The following is a 19,753-nucleotide window of genomic DNA, read 5'->3' on the forward strand; positions in this document are numbered from 1 at the left end:
TTCCGTCGCCGCCCGTCCCGAGCCGAAGGCTAAAGCCGTTCGCTCACCCTCCCTCGGACATGCGCACGCTCTCGCTCGTCGGCCCCGGCACGGCCGACCTCCTCGCGCCGCTCGCGGCCGAACTCGACGGCCGCGTGGCGACCGTCCGCCGCGACGACACCGTCGGCGGGGACGGCGCCCGCGACGACGCCGACGCCGTGGCCGACGCGAACGCCCCGGACGACGCCGACGCCGTCTACCGCCTCGGCGTCGACGGCGCCTGGACGGGCGTCGGCACGGGCGGGGACTTCGAGACGCTCCTCGACCGGCTCGCGCCCGAGTTCGACTACGCGCTCGTCGCGGGCTTCTCGAAGCTCCGGCTCCCGACCGTCGTCGTCGGCGACGAGGCCGTCCCCGGCGACGTGGTCGAACGCGCCGACGACGCGGCCGACCTCGACCTCGACGAGCTAGTCGCCGCCGTGGAGACGGCCGAACCGCACGTCACCCTCGAGACGCTCGTCGCCGAGGCGAAAGCCGGCGAGGGCGCCGACCGCTCGGGCGCCATCGCCACCTTCACCGGCCGCGTCCGGGCGAAGGATGCCCCCGACGACGACCGCACGGAGGCGCTGACGTTCGAGAAGTACGAGGGGGTCGCCGCCGACCGCATGGCCCGCATCGAGCGGGAGCTGGAGGAGCGCGAGGGCGTCTTCGACGTTCGGATGCACCACCGCGTCGGCACCGTCGCCGACGGCGAGGACATCGTCTTCGTCGTCGTGCTGGCGGGCCACCGGACGGAGGCGTTCCGGACCGTCGAGGACGGGATCAACCGCCTCAAGGACGAGGTGCCCATCTTCAAGAAGGAGACCACGGAGTCCGAGGAGTTCTGGGTCCACGAGCGGTCCGAGTGAGCCCGACGGTCGTGCGTCGCCGCCGCGCGAGAGCGTACCGTCAGATATTTTCTAACTCCTGTCTACGAATTCAACGTCATGCGAAGCGATCTACGTTCCGGATATCCGTTCCGATTCTGGAGCGTCTTAGGAGAGGATAAACTGTCTAACGGTCTCTCGAACGGTCGTAAAACGTTTCGATCTGCTCCTTTCACAGCAGAAATTCCCTGAACGGACCCGAATCACCCCCAACGGACTGGACTTTATATGCCCCACCGACTCCGTAGGCAGAGTCGAGGTGACATAATGAGCGCAACCGTGCAGCCCTCCGACACCGACCGCGTCTCGACCGACGAACCCTCCAAGGAGGAGCGCCTCGCGGCGTTCCTCCGTGAGAAGGCCGAGGACGGCGAGCTCTACTTCAAGAGCAAGTTCATCGCCGACGAGGTCGGCCTCTCGCCGAAGGAGATCGGCGCCCTGATGGTGAAGCTCAAGGACTCCGCCTGCGGGCTCTCCATCGAGAAGTGGTCGTACACGTCCGCGACAACCTGGCGCGTCGAACCCGCGAACTGACGGCCGCGCGGTCGAACGATCCACGCACGGGCGGTCCCCGCGAACCCCCGTACCGAGCCCCCACAGGCGGCCGAGCGACGTGAGATCCGGTCCCCACCCGCGCTCCGCGTCCGTCCCGGTCGGCGCCGCCGGCGAGGACTTATGCCCGTTCACCGCGAACGACCGCCGATGAGCGAGGCGGTTCCCGACGACTACCCGCGCCCCCCCGAACTCGACGCCGTCTTCCACTGTTCGGAGGTCCGAACCGACGGCGATCGGGTCCTCTACTACGGCGTCAGCGACGTCGGCGAGCGCGAACTCGTCCGGCGCGTCTGGCCCGCCTTCCGCGAGGCCGGCTACGAGGTACAGGTCGTCACCACCGACGGCGGTCTCGACGTCGTCGTCGCCACGCCCTACTCGGACGGCGTCGACGGCGTCCCGTGGGTCAACGTCGGCCTGTTCGTCGCGACGGTGCTGTCGACGCTGCTCGTGGGCGCGACGGCGTGGTACTACGTCCCCTTCTCGACGATCCGGGCGAACCCCCTGGCCGCGCTGGAGGCGTGGCCGTTCACGGCGGCGGTGCTGGGCGTCCTGCTGACCCACGAACTCGGCCACTACGCGATGGGCCGGTACCACGGCGTCGACGTGTCGCTCCCGTACGTCATCCCGTTCATCCTCCCGTTCGGGACGATGGGCGCCATCATCCGGATGCGCGGGCAGATGCCCGACCGCGAGGCGCTGTTCGACATCGGCGTCGCCGGCCCGCTGGCGGGGCTGGCGGCGACGGTCGTCGTCACGGTCGTCGGCCTCCTGCTGGGCCCGTTCACCGTCCCCGAATCGGTGTTGAGCGGCGGCCGGGTGATCGTGTTCAACAACCCGCCCCTGCTGGACCTGATCGCGGCCGCCCTCGACCAGCCGACGGGGTACTCGGACCCGACGAAGACGGCCCACCCGGTGATCATGGGCGCGTGGGTGGGGATGTTCTTCACCGTCCTCAACCTCCTCCCGGTCGGGCAGCTCGACGGCGGCCACATCGTCCGCGCGATGGTCGGCCGGCGCCAGGAGACGGTCGCCGCGACGGTGCCGGCGGCGCTGTTCGGCATCTCGGCGTACCTCTACTTCGTCCGCGACCTCGGGCTGAACGAGTCGGTCGGGCTGTGGGCGTTCTGGGGGCTGTTCTCGGCGTTCATCGCCTACCGCGGCCCCGCCGACCCCGTCGACGACTCCTCGCTCGACGCGACGCGTATGGCCGTCGGCGTGCTCACCTTCGCGCTCGGGCTGCTGTGTTTCATGCTCGTCCCGATCCAGGTCACGACGATCTGACCGGCTCGGCCGTCAGTCGTCGCTTTTCCCGTCCCGGGTTCCGTCGTCGTCCTCCCCGTCGCCGGACCCGTGATCGTACCCCCGGTCCGGGAGCGGATCGCCGTCGATCCGCACCCCGGACTCCGTGACGCTCCCGATCGCCGTGACCGACGTCGGCGACGCCGCTCTCGCGTCCTCGACCGCGTCGCTCGGGACCGTGAACACCAGCTCGAAGTCCTCGCCGAAGAACAGCGCCGCTTCCCGGCGCCCGTCGGGGTCGTCGAACCGTTCGGCGACGGCGTCGTCGACCGGGACGGACGCCCCGGCGATATCGAACCCGACCCCGCCGTCGTCGCCGCTCGCCCCGGCGAGCTGGTGGAGCGAGCGCGCGAGGCCGTCGCTGGAGTCCATCATCGCCGTCGCGTACGGCCGGAGCGCGACGCCGGCGGCGACGCGGGGCGTGAACCGGAACAGCGCGTTCCCGCGGTCGGCGTCGCCGTCGGCGAACGCCCGCAGCGCCGCGGCGCTCCGGCCGAACGTCCCCGTGACGCACACCGCGTCGCCGGGGCGGGCGCCGGAGCGGAGCACCGGGTCGTCGGTCCGCCCGAGCGCGGTCGTCGCGACGGTGAACTCGTCGTGGCGGTCCAGGTCGCCCCCGACGTACTCGGCGTCGACGCGCTCGCACACCTCGCGGGCGCCCCGGACGAACTCGTCCACCTCGTCCGGGTCGAACCGGGGGGCGCCGTAGGCGGCGACGGCCGCCTCCGCCGCGGCGCCCATGGCGGCCACGTCCGACAGCGAGGCGGCGACGGCCCGCCAGCCCGCGGTGTAGCGGTCGACCCCCGCGGGGAAGTCCGTCGTCTCGTGGAGCATGTCCGTCGTGAGCACCCGGTCGCCGACGACGGCGCAGTCGTCGCCCGCCGCGGGGAGCGACGCCGACAGCCGCGCGAGCGCCTCGCGTTCGTCCATCGGCGCTCGGTTTCGGCGCCGGCGACAACGGTGTTTCGCATGCGAGACGCGAGGGAGCGAACGCAGTGAGCGACCGAGCGTCTCGACACACCGCGGCGAGGTCTGCGGGCCGAGCCGCGCACTGACTGCGAGGCCGAGCGGAGCGAGGGACGACCGGAGGGAGTCCCTCGAATCACCGCGGCGAGGTCCGAAGGGCCGAGCCGCGCACGGACCGTGCTGTACGGCCTCGGATCACGGCGGAGCGGCACGGGGACCGCTCCGCCCACCGAACCGCGGACGTCGACGACCGAACACGGGGCCGGTTCCGGAGACCGGACGTCGGAACCGGCCCTCGGCGGTTTCGGAGCCTTGAAGCCGCCCGCGGGCGACGGGCGGGTACATGGATTCGGGCCAGCTGCGCGCCACCGTCGTCGGGTTTCTCGGCGCGTTCGCGGTCCTCGGCGCCCTCCTGTACCTCGTCGGCGTCGGCGACCTCGTCGAGGTGCTCAGGGGGGCGTCAGTCGAGACCGTCGCGCTCGTCATCGTCGCCACTCTCGGGTGGCTCGCGGCGTGGTCGATCGCGCTGCGCACCGTGCTCGGCGTGCTCGGGGTGCGGCTCTCCGTCGTCAGGTCCTTCCTCGTGTTCAGCGGCGCGATGTTCTCGAACAACGTCACGCCGTTCGGACAGGCGGGCGGCGAGCCGGTGACCGCGCTGCTCATCTCGAAAGTGGCGAACACGGAGTACGAGCGGGGGCTGGCGGCCATCGCCAGCGTGGACACGCTCAACTTCGTCCCGTCCGTCACGCTCGCGCTCGTGGGCGCCGCCTACTTCGCCACGGAGGTGACGTTCGGCACCCGGCTGCGGGTCGCGACGGGCGTCGTCGTCGCGCTCGCGCTCCTCGTCCCCGGCGCGGTGTACCTCGGCTGGCGCAACCGCTACGCCCTGGAGGACCGGGTCGTCGCCGCGGTCGTCCCCGGGGTGCGCCGGGTCGCGCGGGCGCTCCCCGTGTTCTCCGCGCCAACCGAGGAGTCGGTCGAGTCGCGGATCGGCCACTTCTTCGGCGCCATCGAGCGCGTCGCGACCGACCGGACCGGCGTCGCCCTCTCGCTGGCGGCCTCGACGCTCGGGTGGGTGTTCCAGATGATCGCGCTGTACCTCGCGTTCGTCGCCGTCGACCAGCCCGTCCCCTTCTCGGCGATGCTGTTCGTCGTCCCCATGGGCGCCATCGCGGGCGTCACGCCGCTGCCGGGCGGCGCCGGCGGCATCGAGGCGGTGCTGGTCGCCGTGCTCGCCGCGCTCCCGTCGGTGTCGGTGTCGGCGTCGGTGGCGCTGGCGGCCGTCGTCATCTACCGCGGCGCGGTGTTCTGGGTGCCGGTCGCCATCGGCGGCGTCGTGGTCAGCGTCGTCGGGGCCGACAGCGTCGGCTAGGCGGCGACGTCCGGCGGCCCCGTGGACGGGTCACACGCGGGCGGTGATACGACGGCTTTAAACGGAACGACGGTGAATCCGCCCGTATGGTTACCCTCTACGACGTCCCGGCGGCGGACCTCAACGAAGAGGTCGCCGCCCGACTGGAGGATCGCATCGAAGAGCCGGAGTGGGTGCAGTTCGCCAAGTCCGGCCAGGACCGCGAGCTCCCGCCCCAGCAGGAGGACTTCTGGTTCCGCCGCGCCGCCTCGCTGCTCCGCAAGGTCGCCGACCGCGGCCCGGTCGGCGTCGAGCGCCTCGCCACCGAGTACGGCGGCGCCAAGCGCGGCTCGAACCGCTACGTCGTCCGGCCGCCCGAGCACGAGGGCGGCTCGCGGAAGATCATCCGCGTCGCGCTCCAGCAGCTCGAGGAGGAGGGCTTCGTCGAGACCGCCCAGGGCGAGGGCCGCCGCATCACCGACGAGGGTCGCTCGTTCCTGGACGAGGTCGCCGGGGACGTTCTGGAGGAGCTCGACCGTCCCGAGCTCGAACGCTACGCCTGAGTCCGCCGATCACCTGTTCTGACCGTTCTCTCCCCTGTCCAGCGGCGCTGCCGCGCGGCGGCGACGCCCGCTCGGGTCCCGACAGTCGCGGCTCGGGGGCCGTCGCCGGGCGTCCGCCCACCCACAATCGTTTTGACCGCGCGCCGGCAATTCTGAACCGACATGAGCGAGAACCCCGACGACGAGCGGCTGGAGGAACTGCGCGAGCAGAAGCTCCAGGAACTCCAGGAGCAGGCGCAGGGACAGGGCCAGAACCAGGAGGCCCAGCAGGCCGCCGAGGATCAGGCCGAGCGCCAGCAGGAGGCGCTGCTCAAGCAGTACCTCACGGACGGCGCGCGCCAGCGGCTCAACGCCGTCGAGATGAGCAAGCCCGAGTTCGCCAAGCAGGTGAAGCGACAGGTGACCGCGCTCGCACAGAGCGGCCGGGTGAACGGCCGCATCGACGAGGACCAAATGAAGGAGCTGCTGCGGGAGCTCCAGCCCGACCAGAAGAGCTTCGACATCCGCCGCCGCTGACGGACGCGTGGAGCTGGCACTCTGCTACAGCGGCGGGAAGGACTCCTCGCTCGCCGCGCTCGTCCTCGACCGCTTCTACGACGTGACGCTCGTCACCGCCCACTTCGGCGTCACCGACGACCACGAACACGCCCGCGAGGCCGCCGAGGCGCTCGGGTTCCCGTTCGACACCCACGAACTGGACCCCGCGGTGGCCCGCGAGGCCGTCGAGACGATGCGCGCCGACGGCTTCCCCCGCAACGGCATCCAGCGCGTCCACGAGCACGCCCTGGAGTCGGTCGCCGAGCGCGACGTGGACGCCGTCGCCGACGGCACCCGCCGCGACGACCGCGTCCCCTCGGTCTCGCGGGCGTTCGCCCAGAGCCTGGAGGACCGACACAGCGTCGACTACATCTCCCCCCTCTCCGGGTTCGGCCGCACCGCCGTTGACCGCCTCGTCGACGAGACGCTCGACGTGGAATCGGGTCCCTCCGAGGAGGTGCCGAAGGCCGACTACGAGGGCGAACTCCGCGCCCTCCTCCGCGAGGAGGCCGGCGACGACGCCGTCCGCGAGGTGTTCCCCGAGCACGAACAGACGTACGTGCGCGGGACGCGCTGACCGGCGCTCGACCGGCGCCCCCGGCCGACATCCGCGGCGTTTTCACCCCCGACAGCCGACCACTCGTCGTGTCCGCCCTCTCGCCCCCGGCATCGCCGTCGCCGTCGCGGCCGCGGTGCTGTGGGGCGTCTACCTGTTCGCGCTGAAGCGCTACGTCGCGGGCGTCCCCGCGACGGTGCTCACGGTGCTGGTCAGCGCCTGCGCGCTCGCGTGGTACGCCCCGGTCGCGCTCTCGCGCCTGTCGGCGGCGGACGTGCCCGCGGCCGCGACGCTGGGACTCGGCGGGTCGCTCGCGCTCGTCGGGAGCGTCCTCGGCGTCGGCGCCGGCTTCGTCCTGTTCGTGAACGCGCTCGCGCTCGGCGAGGTGTCGTACGTGGCGCCGATCAACAAGGTAGTGCCCGCGTTCGTCCTCCCGCTGGAGCTGCTCCTGCTCGGCGCCGACCTCCCGGCGCTCGCGTTCGTCGGCGTCGCCGTCGTCACCGTCGCGGTGTACGTCGCCAACTACCGCGGCGGCGACCCGGCCGAGCCGCTCCGGCGGGCTGTCACCGCCCGCCCAGCACAGCTCGCGCTGCTGTCGGCCGGCGCGTACGCCGTCGGCGACGTGGCGAAACGGGCCGCGCTCGACCGCGTGGGGCTCCCGCCGGCGGCGCTCGTGGTGCTCGTCCTCGGCGGGGTGCTGCTCGTGCTCCTCCCGCTTGCGGTTCGCGACTGGCCCGGCGGCGGCCGGCGGACGCTGCCGACGGCGACGACGTTCGTCGCCCTCGGGCTGCTGGTCGCCGTCGCCGAACACCTCACCTCGGTCGCCTTCTCGCTGCTCCCCGCGAGCGTCGCCTCGCCGGTGATCAACACGCAGGCGATCGTCGCGGTCCTGCTCGGGGGCGTGATCCTGAAGGAGCGGCGACTCGGCACGCGCCTCGTGGCCGCCGCGCTCGCGGTGGTCGGGGTCGGCCTGCTCGCGGTGTGAGCGCGCGGCGGCCGGGGGGACGCTCGCCGCGCCCTCGGCCGGGTTCCCCGTCGGTCGACCGCGACCACGAACCACGGGGTTAAACTCCCGGACGCGCGACGTACCCGTCAATGCCAACCTACGAGCGCCTGAAGGGGTTCCGCGACTTCTACCCCCCCGAGATGGCCGTCCGGCGGGAGGTGACCGACACGCTGGAGTCGGTCGCGCGCCGGTACGGCTTCCGGGAGATCGACACCCCCCGCCTGGAGCCCGCCGAGATGTGGACCGACAAGTCCGGCGACGACATCGTCGACGAGCTGTACGCCTTCGAGGACCACGGCGGCCGCCACGTCACCCTCGCGCCGGAGCTGACGCCGACGGTCGCGCGGATGTACGCCGCGAAGGCCCAGGAGCTGTCCAAGCCGGTGAAGTGGTTCTCGACGCGGCCGTTCTGGCGCTACGAGGCGGTCCAGCAGGGGCGGTTCCGGGAGTTCTACCAGACGAACGTCGACGTCTTCGGGTCGGCCGAGCCCGAGGCGGACGCGGAGGTGCTCGCGACGGCCGCCGACGCGCTGACCGAACTCGGCCTGTCGGCCGACGACTTCGAGTTCCGCGTCAGCCACCGCGACATCCTCGGGTCGCTGCTGCGCTCGTTCGAGGCCGACGTGGACGTTCGCGCGGCCATCCGCGCGGTCGACAAGTCCGAGAAGGTCGACGAGGCCGAGTACCTCGACCTGCTCCACGACGCCGGCCTCGGCTACGACCAGGCCCGCGCGTTCGACGACCTGCTCGGCGTCGACGACCCCGCGAACCTCGACGAACTGACCGACTTCGCGCCCGACTCGCCGGGCCTCGCCGACGCCGTCGACAACCTCCGCGCCGTGCTCGCCGCGGCCGACGACTTCGGCGTCGGCGAGCACTGCGACCTCTCGCTGCACACCGCCCGCGGGCTCGACTACTACACCGGAGCCGTCTTCGAGTGCTTCGACGCGACCGGCGAGATCGGCCGCTCGGTGTTCGGCGGCGGCCGCTACGACGACCTCATCGAGGAGTTCGGCGGCCAGCCCACGCCCGCGGTCGGCGTCGCGCCGGGCCACGCCCCGCTCGGACTCCTCCTGGAGCGCGCGGGCGTCGCCCCGGAGGCGGGCATCGAGACGGACTACTACGTGCTGCAGGTGGGGGACACCCGGGCGACCGCCGCGCGGATCGCCCGCGACCTCCGGAGCCGGGGCCACGTCGTCGAGTCCGACGTCTCCGGGCGGAGCTTCGGCGCCCAACTGAACTACGCGGACTCGATCAACGCCGAGACCGTCGTCATCGTCGGCGAGCAGGACCTGGAGAACGACGAGGTGACGGTGAAGGACATGGCCTCGGGCGACCAGACGACCGCGCCCGTCGACGACTTCCCCGGCGAGCGCGACCGGCCGACGTACGGCGACTTCGCGTAATGGCGACCCGCCGGGCGTACCGCGTCGCCTACGACGGCCGCCCGTTCTACGGCTTCCAGCGCCAGCCGGACGTCCCGACCGTCGAGGACGCCCTCCTCGACGCGCTGGCGGCGCTGGACGTCCTCGGCGACGGGAAGCAGGACGGAGACGGCGACGGGGACGCCCCCGCCGGGCGCGCCACCCCGCCCGGCTACGCCGCCGCCGGCCGCACCGACCGCGGGGTGTCGGCGCTCCGCCAGACGGTCGCGTTCGACGCGCCCGGCTGGCTCACCCCGGGCGCGTTCGACAGCGAACTCCCCGGCGACGTGCGGGTGTGGGCCGCCGCCGACGTGTCCGCCGACTTCCACGCGACCCACGACGCCGCCCGCCGGACGTACCGCTACCACCTCCACGCCCCCGACGCGGACCTTGACCGCGCCCGGGCGGCCGCCGACCGCCTCTCCGGCGAGCACGACGTGCACAACCTCACGAGCGACCCGCGCGGCCCGCGCACGCGACGGGCCCTCTCGGTGTCGGTCGCGGCCGGCGGCGAGACCGTCTCCGGCGACGACGACGCCGCGGCTCCCGGCGTCGCGGACGGCGAGTTCCTCGTGCTCACGGTCGCCGCCGGCGGCTTCCCCCGCGGGTTCGTCCGCCGGGCCGCGACGCTGGTCCGCGGCGTCGCGGTCGGCGACGCCGGCCTCGACCGCGTCGACGAGGTGCTCGGCGACGACCGGCTTACGGGTCCCCGCGGCGTCGCGCCGGCCGCGCCAGAGCCGCTCGTGCTCGCGGACGTGCGCTACCCCGGCGTCGACTTCGACCCCGACCCCGGGGCGGTCGCGTCGCTGCGGGAGGTGTTCTCCGAGCGCCGGGTCGACGCGCTCGCCCGCGCCCGGGTGCTCGGGGAGCTATCGAGCGCTCCCGAGCGCTAACCCGGGGTCCGGACGCCTCATAGCGAGGCTTTGGAGGGACGCGCCCGGACCGGGGGTATGGCCTACGAGGCGGTCATCTTCGACAACGACGGAGTGCTGACGCGGCCGACGCCCATCGAGACCCGGCGGGCGGCCGTCGAGGCGGCGTTCCGGTCGGCCGGGGCGGCCCCGTGCCCGGAGGCGGTCGACTCGGTCGTCCACGGCGACCGCGAGGCGGTCACGGCCGCGTGCGACCGCTACGGCGTCGACCCCGAGTCGTTCTGGGCGCGCCACGAGTCCTGTAGCGCGAGCACCCAGCGGACCGCCATGCTCGACGGCCGCAAGCCGCTGTACGACGACGTGCGTTCGACCGTCGAGGCGCTCGACCGTCCGATCGGGATCGTCTCGAACAACCAGCACGAGACGATCCGCCACCTGCTCGACGTGTTCGGGCTGGAGGGACGCGTCTCGGTCGCGCTCGGCCGCGAACCGACGCTCGACGGCTTCGCGCGGTGCAAGCCCGACCCGACGTACCTGCAGCGGGCGCTCGACCGCATCGGCACCCGCGACGTGCTCTTCGTGGGCGACTCGAACGCCGACCTGCTCGCGGCCGACCGCGCCGGCGTCGACAGCGCCTTCGTCCGCCGCGAGCACCGCGTCGGCTACGACCTCGCGACGGATCCGACGTACGAGCTGGACGCGCTCGACGACCTCGCGGCGCTCGCGTGAGCGACCGTGGGGTCGCGTCCCCCGACGCCGGGTCGCCGGGCTACTCCCAGTCGTCCGGCCACAGGCCGGCGGCCTTCATCCCGGGCTCGAAGTCGGCCTCGCGGAACGCCTCCTCCAAGTCGTAGGCGTCGAGCACGGGCGCCTCGACGTCCTCGCGGGCGAGCTCCCGAACCATGAGCGCCGCGAGCACGCCGTGCTCGCGGACGCAGCGGTCGTCCACCTTGTCGCGCGTGTCGGCGTGGGTGTGTCCCCAGCCGCGGCCGCGCTCGCCCGAGTCCGAGTGGAGCTGGAGCGCGGGCACGCCCCGGCGGACGAACGGCCACTGGTCGGAGAACGGGTGCGGCTCCTCCTCGACGTCGACCGGCTGGCGCGTCCCGTCGGCGACGCGCCGGGCCACCTCGGCGGTCGCCTCGGAGGTGTGGGTCATCGCGATCAGGTCGCGGAAGCGGCCCGCACCGTCGAGGTTGACGACGGCCTTCACCGCGTCCGGGTCGCTCGTCTCCGCGAGGTGTTCGGAGCCGAGCAGCCCCGTCTCCTCGCAGCCGACGGCGGCGAACCGGACGCCGACGTCGAGCTCTGCGGCCGCGAGCACGCGCGCGGCCACGACCAGCGTCGCGATCCCGCAGCCGTTGTCGAGGGCGCCCTCGGCGATGTCGTGGGCGTCGTAGTGAGCCACCGCGAGCACGTGCTCGTCGGTCTCGGGGCCGGTCCGCGCGAGGACGTTGCGCGACTCGCCGGGGACGGTCTCGGCCTCGACGGCGAGGTCGACCGTTCCGCCCTCGGCGGCGTACTCGGTGAGCCACGCGCCCGTCTCCTTGCTCACGCCCACGGCCGGGACGCTCGCCTCGTCGCCGAAGGTGAGCGACCCGGTCGGCGGCAGTTGGCCGGGCACGTGGTTGACGAACACGAACGCCTCCGCGCCGGCCTCGGCGGCCGCGCCGAACTTCTCCATCCGGTGGATGAACCGGGAGTCGCTCGGGGTCGTCGTCGACGCGACGGCGACCTTGCCCTCCACGTCGACGGCCGCGATCTCCTCGGGCGTGCCGTAGCCCACGTCGACCAGCTCGCCCGATACCTCGCCGGCGGGGCTGTACGGCAACGCGATCGCCTCGAACTCCCGGTCGCCGGGCGCGGTCAGCCGGAGCGTCGTCTCCCCGCGGCGCCACGCGGGCGCGTCGAACGGCTGCTCGCGGACGCGCTTCAGGCCGGCGTCGGCGAACGCGTCCGCGACCGTCCCGGCCGCCCGCGCCTCGCCCTCGCTGGCGCCCATGCGGCTCCCGAGCGCGGTCAACTCGGTGAGGAAGCTCCACGGGTCGGTGTCGGTCCACGCCCGCCCGACCGCGGCGGCGACGTCGTCTGAGAGGTCCATGCACGTCGCTCAGGCGGTGCGGGCAAAAGCCCGGCGGGAGCCGGGTGACGGGACCGCCGCCTCCGCCGTCGGATCGCGGACGCGCTCCGCCCGGCGCCGGCTCGGCACTCGGCTATGCGACGCTCCGTGCGGTCCGCGTACCGGATAAAACTGGAGGGCGGGCGACAGCGGGGACCGGGGTCATCCACCCCGGCGTCCCGTCGCCGCGAGGCACGGCGTTCGGCGGGCGGTGTGGCTCCGGACGGCCCGGGTCGCGCTCGCGGCCCGCGCCGTCCGGGCGCCGCCCGTGTCGGTCTGGCGCTAGCGGGGGCCCGGCAGCGCGGCGCCGGTCACCTCCGTCGTGTCGTCCGTGCTGTTGTCGTCGGTCGTGTTTCCGTCGGTGGTGTCGTCGGTACTGTCGTCGGTGGTGTCGTCGGTACTGTTGTCGGTGGTGTCGTCGGTACTGTTGTCGGTGGTGTCGTCGGTACTGTTGTCGGTGGTGTCGCCGTCGGTCGAGTTTCCGACCGTGGTGTCGTCGGTGGTGTTGCCGTCAGTTCCGCCGTCCGTCGCGTCGTCCTCGGTCTCCTCCTCGGTGTCCGTGCCGGACGCTCCGGGCTCCTCTTCGGCCGCCGGCTCGGTCTGTTCCATCGGATCGGTGTCGTTCTGCTCCGCCGTCGGTGTCCCCGCGCCGCTGCCGGCGCCCGGGCCGGCACAGCCGGCCACGAGCAGCAGCAGGACGACGCCGAGGACTGCGAGTGGTGTTCTCCCAACCATGACAGTTCGCGGTGGATGCCGCGGTGGATGCCGACGCCGGTCTCCGGAATAAACCGGCCCGACCGTGGCCGTCGCTTCCGATCGGTTGTTCGGTTTCGGACCGTTTCGGACCGTTCCGTCGGGGAGCCGCGATCGACGCCGCCCGGTACGCGAGCGTTTCGGATCGGTAGGGCCCTCTTTCGGGGTTGACCGCCGGCGGGCCCGTCGCGGTTATCTGATCCGTACCCGGTCCGCGACCGCGGCCGTCGCCCCGAGAAACCGCCAGACGGCGGCGTGTCCGTCCGGCGACTGACGAAGGTTTTTGCCCGGCGCCGTCGTCGTTCCGACAGTGATCCCCTCCACCCACCAGCCACCGGTCGCGGCGCCGATCCCGACCGGGGAGGCGCTCCCGCGTTCGCCCGCGTCAGGCGACACCCGCGTCGGTCGCGAGCCGCCCCGGAACCCGCCCGCGAACGGATGACGGAACCGCCCTCGCGCCGCCTCCTCGCGTTGCTGGCGGTGATCGCGGTGGTCTCCGGCGCCCTCGCCGTCGCGGCCGCGCCGGCGGCCGGGACGCCCGCCGTCCGGGAGCCCGCCGGGATCGACGACGTTCGGTACGTCGGGGCGGGGAGCGCCCCCGTCGGCGACGGACTGACGCTGTGGCGCGAGGGCGACCACGCGTTCGCCGTCTCGGTTACGGCAGACGACCCCGGGCGGTACGAGGTGTGTCTCGACGCCGGCCCCCCCGACGCGAACCGCTCGACGACGGTCGGGTGCTCGACGGAGCGGGTGAACGGCACCGCGAACGTGACCGTCGCCGTCGACGGGTGGCCGGCGAACGCGACCGGCAGCCAGGTGCTCACCGCACGCGTGAGCGAGGCCGGCTCGAACGCGACGCTCGCGACCGCGGACCTCGACCTCCGCGTCCTCGCGCGCGACGGCGACGCCGACGGCGACGGCCTCCCGAACGAGCGCGAGGTCGACCTCGGAACCGACCCGTTCACGGCCGACACGGACGGGGACGGCCTCGCGGACGGCGCCGAGGTCAACACGCACGGGACGGACCCCCTCGTGGCGGACACGGACGGGGACGGCCTCGCGGACGGGATCGAACTGGACACCTACGGGTCGAACCCGACGGCGACGGACACCGACGACGACGGGCTCGCCGACGGCGCGGAGGTGAACGAGCACGGGACCGACCCGACGAACCCCGACACCGACGGCGACAACCTTGCCGACGGCGCGGAGGTGACCGAGTACGGCACCTCGCCGACGGTGGCGGACACGGACGGGGACGGCCTCGCGGACGGCGCGGAGGTGAACGTCCACGGCACCGATCCGACCAGCCCCGACACCGACGGCGACGGCCTCTCGGACGCCGCCGAGGTGAACGAGTACGGGACGAACCCGAACGCCCGGGACACGGACGGGGACGACCTCGCCGACGGCGAGGAGGTCAACGCCCACGGCACCGACCCGACCGACCCCGACAGCGACGACGACGGGACGCCCGACGGCGTCGAGGTGCGCGCCGGCACGGACCCGTCCGGCGGGGGCGACGCGGCCGACGGGTCCACGTTCGGGCGGCTGCCGGTCGAACCGGCGTCGGCCGCGGCCCTGCTCGTCGTGGCGGCCCTGGCGGCCGCGGGCGTCGCGGCCGCCGTCCGCCGCTGGCGCCGCCGGACCGCAGCCGATCCGATCCCCGCCGGCGGCGACGCCGCGGTCCCGGACGAGCGCGCCGCGTCTCCGGCCGAACCGAACGAACCGGCGGCCGCGACCGCGGCCCCGGACGACGAGGCCGACGGCGAGTCGACCCACCCGGGCCGGGCGGACGTCGCCGCCGTCGGGGGCGACGACGACGGGGACCCGACCCCCTCGAACGCGACGGGGACGGCGTGGGCGGCCGACGACGCCGACGAGCGGACGGAGCCGGCGCCGGCGACGCCCGCGGCGGAAGGGAGCGCCCCGTCCCCGACGGAGCCGGTTGCCGGCGGGGACGACCCGTCGGCCGACGGGTCCCCCTCGCCCGACGACGGGGAGTCGGCGGTGGCCGTCTACGACCGTCTCTCCGACGAGGAGCGGATCCTCCGGGCGCTCGAGGACAACGGCGGCCACCTGCCGCAGAGCCGGATCGTCGAGGAGACCGGCTGGTCGAAGTCGAAGGTGAGCCGCGTCCTCTCGCGGATGGACGAGGCCGGCAGCCTGCACAAGATCGCGCTCGGCCGGCAGAACCTCATCGCGCTCCCCGACTCGGTGCCTGAGGCGGCCCGCCGCCGCGACGAGTTCGACGGGCCGGCGGACCGGCCCTGAGCCGCCCGGCGAGAGATTTTCTATCGCGGTATGTGATTCATCGATTCGCCGAACAGAATATCCTCGCTCGGCGCGAAGGGCGCGTATGACCGACATCCACGGCGGGCTCGACTGATGCCGGTGGTCCCGGGCCTGCTCGAACGGCTCGCGTTCCGGGCGAACCTCGCCCCCTCGGCGATCCTCGACGTGCACGGCGCGGCGTCGCTGCACGCGGCCGCGCTGGCGGAGGATCTCGGCGTGTTCGCGGCGCTCGACGGGTCGCGAACCGCCGCGGACCTCGCGAGGGAGCTCGAACTCGACCGGGAGGCCCTCGAAACGCTCCTCGACGCGCTCGCCGCAGTCGGCTACGTCGCCCGCGACGGCGACGAGTACCGGCGGACGCGCGCCACCGAGCGGTGGCTCACCGCCGGCGGCGAGGCGAACCTCGCGCCGTTCGTACGCTTCTGGACCGACGTGGTGCTCCCGTACTGGCGCGACCACGCCGCCCGGGCCGTCCGCGAGGGCGACCCCGGGGAGTCGCTGTACGAGTGGCTCGGCGACGACGAGGACGCATGGGCGACGACGCAGGCGGGGTTCCGCTCGGCCGCCTCGCTCCTTCAGGGGCCGGTCGCGGACGCCCTCGGCGACGTGGCGGGCGCCAGCGTCCTCGATCTGGGCGGGGGACACGGCGCGTACGCCGTCGAACTCGCCGAGCGAGGCGCGGCCGTGACGCTCGTCGACCACCCGGCTGCGCTGGGGCCCGCGCGGGAGGCTGCCGCGGCGGCGGACGCCGACGTGCGACTCGTCGGGGGCGACTACCTCGCGGACGACCTGTGGGAGCGGCTCGGGGCGGTCGGAGCCGCCGACCCCGAGACCGGATCCTCCCCCGGCGAGGAACCGGACGCGGACCGCTCGGGTGACCCCGACGAGGGCTACGACCTGATCCTGTTGTTCAACGTGCTCCACGGCCACGACCCCGACGAGGCGGCCGACCTGCTCGACCGCGCGGCGGCGGCGCTCGCGCCCGGCGGCCGGCTCGCCGTCCTCGACCAGTTCGACGCGGACGGACCGACGAACCTGGCGGCCGTCGGCGTCGCGCTGATCGACCTCACGTACCTCGTCACGCTCGGGAGCGGAACGCCCGACGAGGAGGCGACGACCCGGTGGATCGACGCCGCGGGGCTCGCCCGCGTCGATTCGCGGACGTTCCGCCGGGCACCGGGGGTCCGGCTGCTCGTCGCCGAGCGGGCCTGACGGGCTCCCCCGGCGGGTCGTCGGGGCCCTCCGACACCGTCGGCCGCCGGCCGTCGGCCGGCTTGGCAAGACTTACCACCGCCGACCGGCAGGCTCGGGTAATGAGTTCGGTTCCCGAGCGCTCTGAGATCGACGCGGAGTACAAGTGGAGCATCGAGTCCATCTACGCGGACGACGGGGCGTGGGAGGAGGCGTACGAGGAGTGCGAGGAGCGACTCGACGACCTGCGCGCCTACGAGGGGCGCGCGACCGAGAGCGCGGCCACCCTCCGGGAGCTGCTCGACACCTACGAGTCGGTGTTCCGGGAGGTGGCGAAGGTCACCTCCTACGCCCGCCTCCGCTCGAACGAGGACACCCGCGACCAGGAGTACCAGGCGATGTCCTCGAAGGCGCAGGCGCTGTCGGCGGAGGCGTCCAGCGCGTCCAGCTACCTCGAACCCGAACTGCAGGAGCTGTCGTGGGACGAGGTCGAGGAGCTGATGGACGAGGAGCCCGCCCTCCGCGAGTACGAGCACTTCCTCGACGACGTGCTCCGGATGAAGCCGCACACGCGTTCGGCCGAAGTGGAGGAGCTCCTCGCCGACCTGAGCGAGGTCACCGGCGCCGCGAGCGAGGCGTACTCGATGTTGTCGGACGCCGACATGACCTTCCCGACGGTGGAGGGCCCCGACGGCGACGACGTCGAGATCTCCCAGGGCAACTTCACCACGCTCCTCCAGAAGCCCGACCGGGACTTCCGCCGGCGCGTCCACGAGGCGTTCTACTCGGAGTGGGAGACCGTCCGCAACACGGTGGGCACGACGCTCGCCAAGAGCGTGAAGAAGGACGTGAAGATGGCCGAGATCCGCGAGTACGACTCCGCCCGCGAGGCGGCGCTCGACGGGCCGAACGTTCCGGTCGAGGTGTACGACACGCTCGTCGACACCGTCCGCGACAACCTCGACTCGCTGGGCCGGCACGCCGATCTCAAACGCCGCGCGCTCGGCGTCGACACCCTGGAGATGTGGGACCTCTACATGTCGCTGACGGGCGACGAGGGCCCGGAGATCAGCTACGAGGAGGCGAAGGAACACGTCGTCGAGGCGGTCGCGCCGCTGGGCGAGGAATATCAGCGACGGATGGCCGAGGGCCTGGAGTCGCGCTGGGTCGACGTGTACGAGAACCGCGGGAAGCGCTCGGGCGCCTACTCGGCGGGAACGTACGACACCCAGCCGTTCATCATGATGAACTACCAGGACGACGTCTCCTCGATGTACACCCTGGCGCACGAGCTGGGCCACTCGATGCACTCGGAGCTGGCGAAGGAGGCGCAGCCGTGGCAGTACGCGGACTACGAGATCTTCGTCGCCGAGGTCGCCTCCACGGTCAACGAGACGCTGCTGACGAAGCACCTGCTGGAGCACGCCGACTCCGACGAGCTCCGGGCGCACGCGCTGGACCAGTACCTGGAGCGGTTCCGCTCGACGCTGTTCCGCCAGACCATGTTCGCGGCGTTCGAGCAGACCATCCACGAGCACGACGAGGCGGGCAAGCCGCTCACGCCCGACACCTTCGAAGAGCTGTACGGCGACCTGAAGGCGGAGTTCTACGCCCACGCCGACGCGACCGTGGACGAGCACATCCGCCGCGAGTGGATGCGGATCCCGCACTTCTACTACAACTTCTACGTCTACCAGTACTCGACGGGCATCTCGGCGGCCGCGGCCATCGTCGACCGGATCGAGGCCGAGGGCGAGGCCGCCGCCGAGGCGTACCGGTCGGCGCTGCGCGCGGGCGGCTCGGAGTACCCGATCGACGTGCTCGACATCGCCGGGATCGACATGACGGACAGCCGGCCCGTCGAGTCGGCGATCGGCGTGTACGACGACTACCTCGACGAGGCCGAGGCGCTGCTGGACCTGTAGGCGCCGCCGGTGCCGGACTGCGGGCGCACGCCCCCGCCTCCGACGCAGGGGCGAACGCTCCCGCCACCCAAAGCCACATTAACGGCGCTACCCAAGCACGGTCGAGAAATGTCTCGGAGTCCGTCCCTCCCCGACCGGCCTCGCCTCGACCTGGATCCCGACATGAGCGAGGGCGAGCGGCTGGAGGCGCTTCGCAAACACTTCGAGCGCATCGTCCAGGTGAACGAGGAGCTGGACGACCGCCTCGAGGAGGCCCAGAGCCGCCGCAGCGAACTCCGCGAGGAGGTCGACGAACTCAAGCGCCGCAACGAGGCGCTCAAGACGTCCTCGCTGTACATCGCCACCGTCGAGGAGCTCACCGAGGACGGCGCGGTGATCAAACAGCACGGCAACAACCAGGAGGTGCTCACCGACCTCTCGCCCCAGCTGGAGGACGAGCTGGAGGCGGGCGACCGCGTCGCGATCAACGACTCCTTCGGCGTTCAGACCGTCCTCGACGACGAGACGGACGCCCGGGCGCAGGCGATGGAGGTCGACGCCTCCCCGGACGTCACCTACGCCGACATCGGCGGCATCGACGACCAGGTCCGCGAGGTGCGCGAGGCCGTCGAGGACCCGATGATCAACGCCGAGCAGTTCCGTCAGGTGGGGATCCAGCCGCCCAGCGGCGTCCTGCTGCACGGGCCGCCGGGGACGGGCAAGACGATGCTCGCGAAGGCCGTCGCCAACGAGACCGACGCCACCTTCATCAAGATGGCCGGCTCCGAGCTGGTCCGAAAGTTCATCGGCGAGGGCGCCCGCCTCGTGCGCGACCTGTTCGACCTCGCCGAGGAGCGCGAGCCGGCCGTCATCTTCATCGACGAGATCGACGCCGTCGCGGCCAAGCGGACGGACTCGAAGACCTCCGGCGACGCCGAGGTCCAGCGGACGATGATGCAGCTCCTCTCGGAGATGGACGGCTTCGACGACCGCGGCGAGGTGCGGATCATGGCCGCCACCAACCGCTTCGACATGCTCGACGAGGCGATCCTGCGGCCGGGCCGGTTCGACCGCCTCATCGAGGTGCCCAAGCCCGGCCCCGAGGGGCGCGAGCACATCCTCGAGATCCACACCCGCGAGATGGCGATCGCCGACGACGTGGACTTCGCCGACCTCGCCGCCGAGCTCGACGACTACTCCGGCGCCGACATCGCCGCACTCACGACCGAGGCGGGGATGTTCGCCATCCGCGACGGGCGCACGACCGTCCGCCGCGAGGACTTCGAGCAGGCCCGCGAGAAGGTCGAGACCGACGACGAGGGCCCGGTCTTCAACGACGGCGAGTTCGGCCGCTACCAGTACTGACGACGGCTCCGATCCGCGTCGCAGTCACGCGGTTCTGTCGCTTCGTTCGCTTCGAGGCCTCGCTTCGCTCGGCCTCGCGCCTCGCGTTTCGGTGG

General features: G+C 72.8%; 19 protein-coding genes. 16 read left to right on the top strand and 3 right to left on the bottom strand.

Translation table 11 applies throughout. From position 1 onward, the window contains the following. The first annotated feature begins 59 nt into the window (after window positions 1-59). The 3 genes from ACQUQ1_RS00700 to ACQUQ1_RS00710 all read left to right on the top strand — a co-directional run bounded on the left by ACQUQ1_RS00700 (window position 60) and on the right by ACQUQ1_RS00710 (window position 2,741). A complete protein-coding gene (locus ACQUQ1_RS00700) occupies window positions 60-887 on the top strand; it encodes a molybdopterin synthase (protein ID WP_435062230.1) in 828 nt (275 codons plus the stop codon). Window positions 888-1,172: 285 nt separating this feature from the next. Continuing rightward, window positions 1,173-1,439, top strand: coding sequence for a DUF7123 family protein (locus tag ACQUQ1_RS00705; RefSeq protein WP_435062232.1), 267 nt, complete (start codon window positions 1,173-1,175; stop codon window positions 1,437-1,439). A 168-nt stretch (window positions 1,440-1,607) separates the two neighbouring features. Continuing rightward, entirely contained in the window at window positions 1,608-2,741 is a 1,134-nt protein-coding gene (locus tag ACQUQ1_RS00710) for a site-2 protease family protein (protein ID WP_435062234.1), read from the top strand. Between the two features lie 12 nt (window positions 2,742-2,753). Here ACQUQ1_RS00710 and thiL read toward each other — a convergent pair whose 3' ends face one another. Then, on the bottom strand, window positions 2,754-3,689 hold the full coding sequence (gene thiL, locus ACQUQ1_RS00715; RefSeq protein WP_435062236.1) for a thiamine-phosphate kinase: 936 nt from the start codon (window positions 3,687-3,689) through the stop codon (window positions 2,754-2,756). A 379-nt stretch (window positions 3,690-4,068) separates the two neighbouring features. Here thiL and ACQUQ1_RS00720 point away from each other — a divergent pair, with 379 nt between their 5' ends. The 8 genes from ACQUQ1_RS00720 (at window position 4,069) to ACQUQ1_RS00755 (ending at window position 10,763) form a co-directional block, all read left to right on the top strand. After that, entirely contained in the window at window positions 4,069-5,097 is a 1,029-nt protein-coding gene (locus ACQUQ1_RS00720) for a lysylphosphatidylglycerol synthase transmembrane domain-containing protein (protein WP_435062238.1), read from the top strand. Window positions 5,098-5,183: 86 nt separating this feature from the next. After that, window positions 5,184-5,639 carry a 30S ribosomal protein S19e gene (locus ACQUQ1_RS00725; protein WP_435062240.1) on the top strand — a complete coding sequence of 152 codons (456 nt, stop codon included), beginning with the start codon at window positions 5,184-5,186 and terminating at the stop codon, window positions 5,637-5,639. A 162-nt stretch (window positions 5,640-5,801) separates the two neighbouring features. Beyond that, window positions 5,802-6,155, top strand: coding sequence for a DNA-binding protein (locus tag ACQUQ1_RS00730; protein ID WP_435062242.1), 354 nt, complete (start codon window positions 5,802-5,804; stop codon window positions 6,153-6,155). A 7-nt stretch (window positions 6,156-6,162) separates the two neighbouring features. Then, window positions 6,163-6,753 carry a DUF7411 family protein gene (locus ACQUQ1_RS00735; RefSeq protein WP_435062244.1) on the top strand — a complete coding sequence of 197 codons (591 nt, stop codon included), beginning with the start codon at window positions 6,163-6,165 and terminating at the stop codon, window positions 6,751-6,753. 91 nt (window positions 6,754-6,844) lie between these two features. Next, the gene (locus ACQUQ1_RS00740; protein WP_435062802.1) at window positions 6,845-7,717 is read left to right on the top strand and encodes an EamA family transporter; all 873 of its coding nucleotides are present in this window, start codon (window positions 6,845-6,847) and stop codon (window positions 7,715-7,717) included. Window positions 7,718-7,827: 110 nt separating this feature from the next. Further along, complete coding sequence (gene hisS / locus ACQUQ1_RS00745) at window positions 7,828-9,144, top strand: histidine--tRNA ligase (protein WP_435062246.1); 1,317 nt, start codon at window positions 7,828-7,830, stop codon at window positions 9,142-9,144. Beyond that, window positions 9,144-10,055 (top strand): tRNA pseudouridine(38-40) synthase TruA, encoded by a 912-nt coding sequence (gene truA / locus ACQUQ1_RS00750; RefSeq protein ID WP_435062248.1) that lies wholly within the window; start codon window positions 9,144-9,146, stop codon window positions 10,053-10,055. The genes hisS and truA overlap by 1 nt, the downstream gene beginning before the upstream one ends. Before the next feature lie 57 nt (window positions 10,056-10,112). Then, window positions 10,113-10,763 carry an HAD family hydrolase gene (locus ACQUQ1_RS00755; RefSeq protein WP_435062250.1) on the top strand — a complete coding sequence of 217 codons (651 nt, stop codon included), beginning with the start codon at window positions 10,113-10,115 and terminating at the stop codon, window positions 10,761-10,763. A 40-nt stretch (window positions 10,764-10,803) separates the two neighbouring features. Here the strand turns inward: ACQUQ1_RS00755 and ACQUQ1_RS00760 are convergent, their stop codons facing one another. Continuing rightward, a complete protein-coding gene (locus ACQUQ1_RS00760) occupies window positions 10,804-12,132 on the bottom strand; it encodes a M28 family peptidase (RefSeq protein WP_435062252.1) in 1,329 nt (442 codons plus the stop codon). A gap of 300 nt (window positions 12,133-12,432) precedes the next feature. Then, window positions 12,433-12,885 (bottom strand): hypothetical protein, encoded by a 453-nt coding sequence (locus ACQUQ1_RS00765; protein WP_435062254.1) that lies wholly within the window; start codon window positions 12,883-12,885, stop codon window positions 12,433-12,435. 328 nt (window positions 12,886-13,213) lie between these two features. Here ACQUQ1_RS00765 and ACQUQ1_RS00770 point away from each other — a divergent pair, with 328 nt between their 5' ends. From ACQUQ1_RS00770 to pan2, 5 genes are all read left to right on the top strand, one after another. Next, the gene (locus ACQUQ1_RS00770) at window positions 13,214-13,345 is read left to right on the top strand and encodes a hypothetical protein (RefSeq protein ID WP_435062256.1); all 132 of its coding nucleotides are present in this window, start codon (window positions 13,214-13,216) and stop codon (window positions 13,343-13,345) included. Beyond that, window positions 13,342-15,177, top strand: coding sequence for a DUF7343 domain-containing protein (locus tag ACQUQ1_RS00775; protein ID WP_435062258.1), 1,836 nt, complete (start codon window positions 13,342-13,344; stop codon window positions 15,175-15,177). Before ACQUQ1_RS00770 ends, ACQUQ1_RS00775 begins: the two co-directional genes overlap by 4 nt. A 114-nt stretch (window positions 15,178-15,291) precedes the next feature. Beyond that, the gene (locus ACQUQ1_RS00780) at window positions 15,292-16,410 is read left to right on the top strand and encodes a methyltransferase domain-containing protein (RefSeq protein WP_435062260.1); all 1,119 of its coding nucleotides are present in this window, start codon (window positions 15,292-15,294) and stop codon (window positions 16,408-16,410) included. Between the two features lie 101 nt (window positions 16,411-16,511). Further along, window positions 16,512-18,314, top strand: a complete 1,803-nt coding sequence (pepF, locus tag ACQUQ1_RS00785) for an oligoendopeptidase F (protein WP_435062262.1) — start codon at window positions 16,512-16,514, stop codon at window positions 18,312-18,314. A gap of 108 nt (window positions 18,315-18,422) precedes the next feature. After that, on the top strand, window positions 18,423-19,658 hold the full coding sequence (gene pan2 / locus ACQUQ1_RS00790; RefSeq protein ID WP_435062264.1) for a proteasome-activating nucleotidase Pan2: 1,236 nt from the start codon (window positions 18,423-18,425) through the stop codon (window positions 19,656-19,658). The last annotated feature ends 95 nt before the right edge of the window (window positions 19,659-19,753 follow it).

The organism is Halobaculum sp. EA56 (assembly GCF_051195075.1).
Classification (GTDB): Archaea; Halobacteriota; Halobacteria; order Halobacteriales; family Haloferacaceae; genus Halobaculum.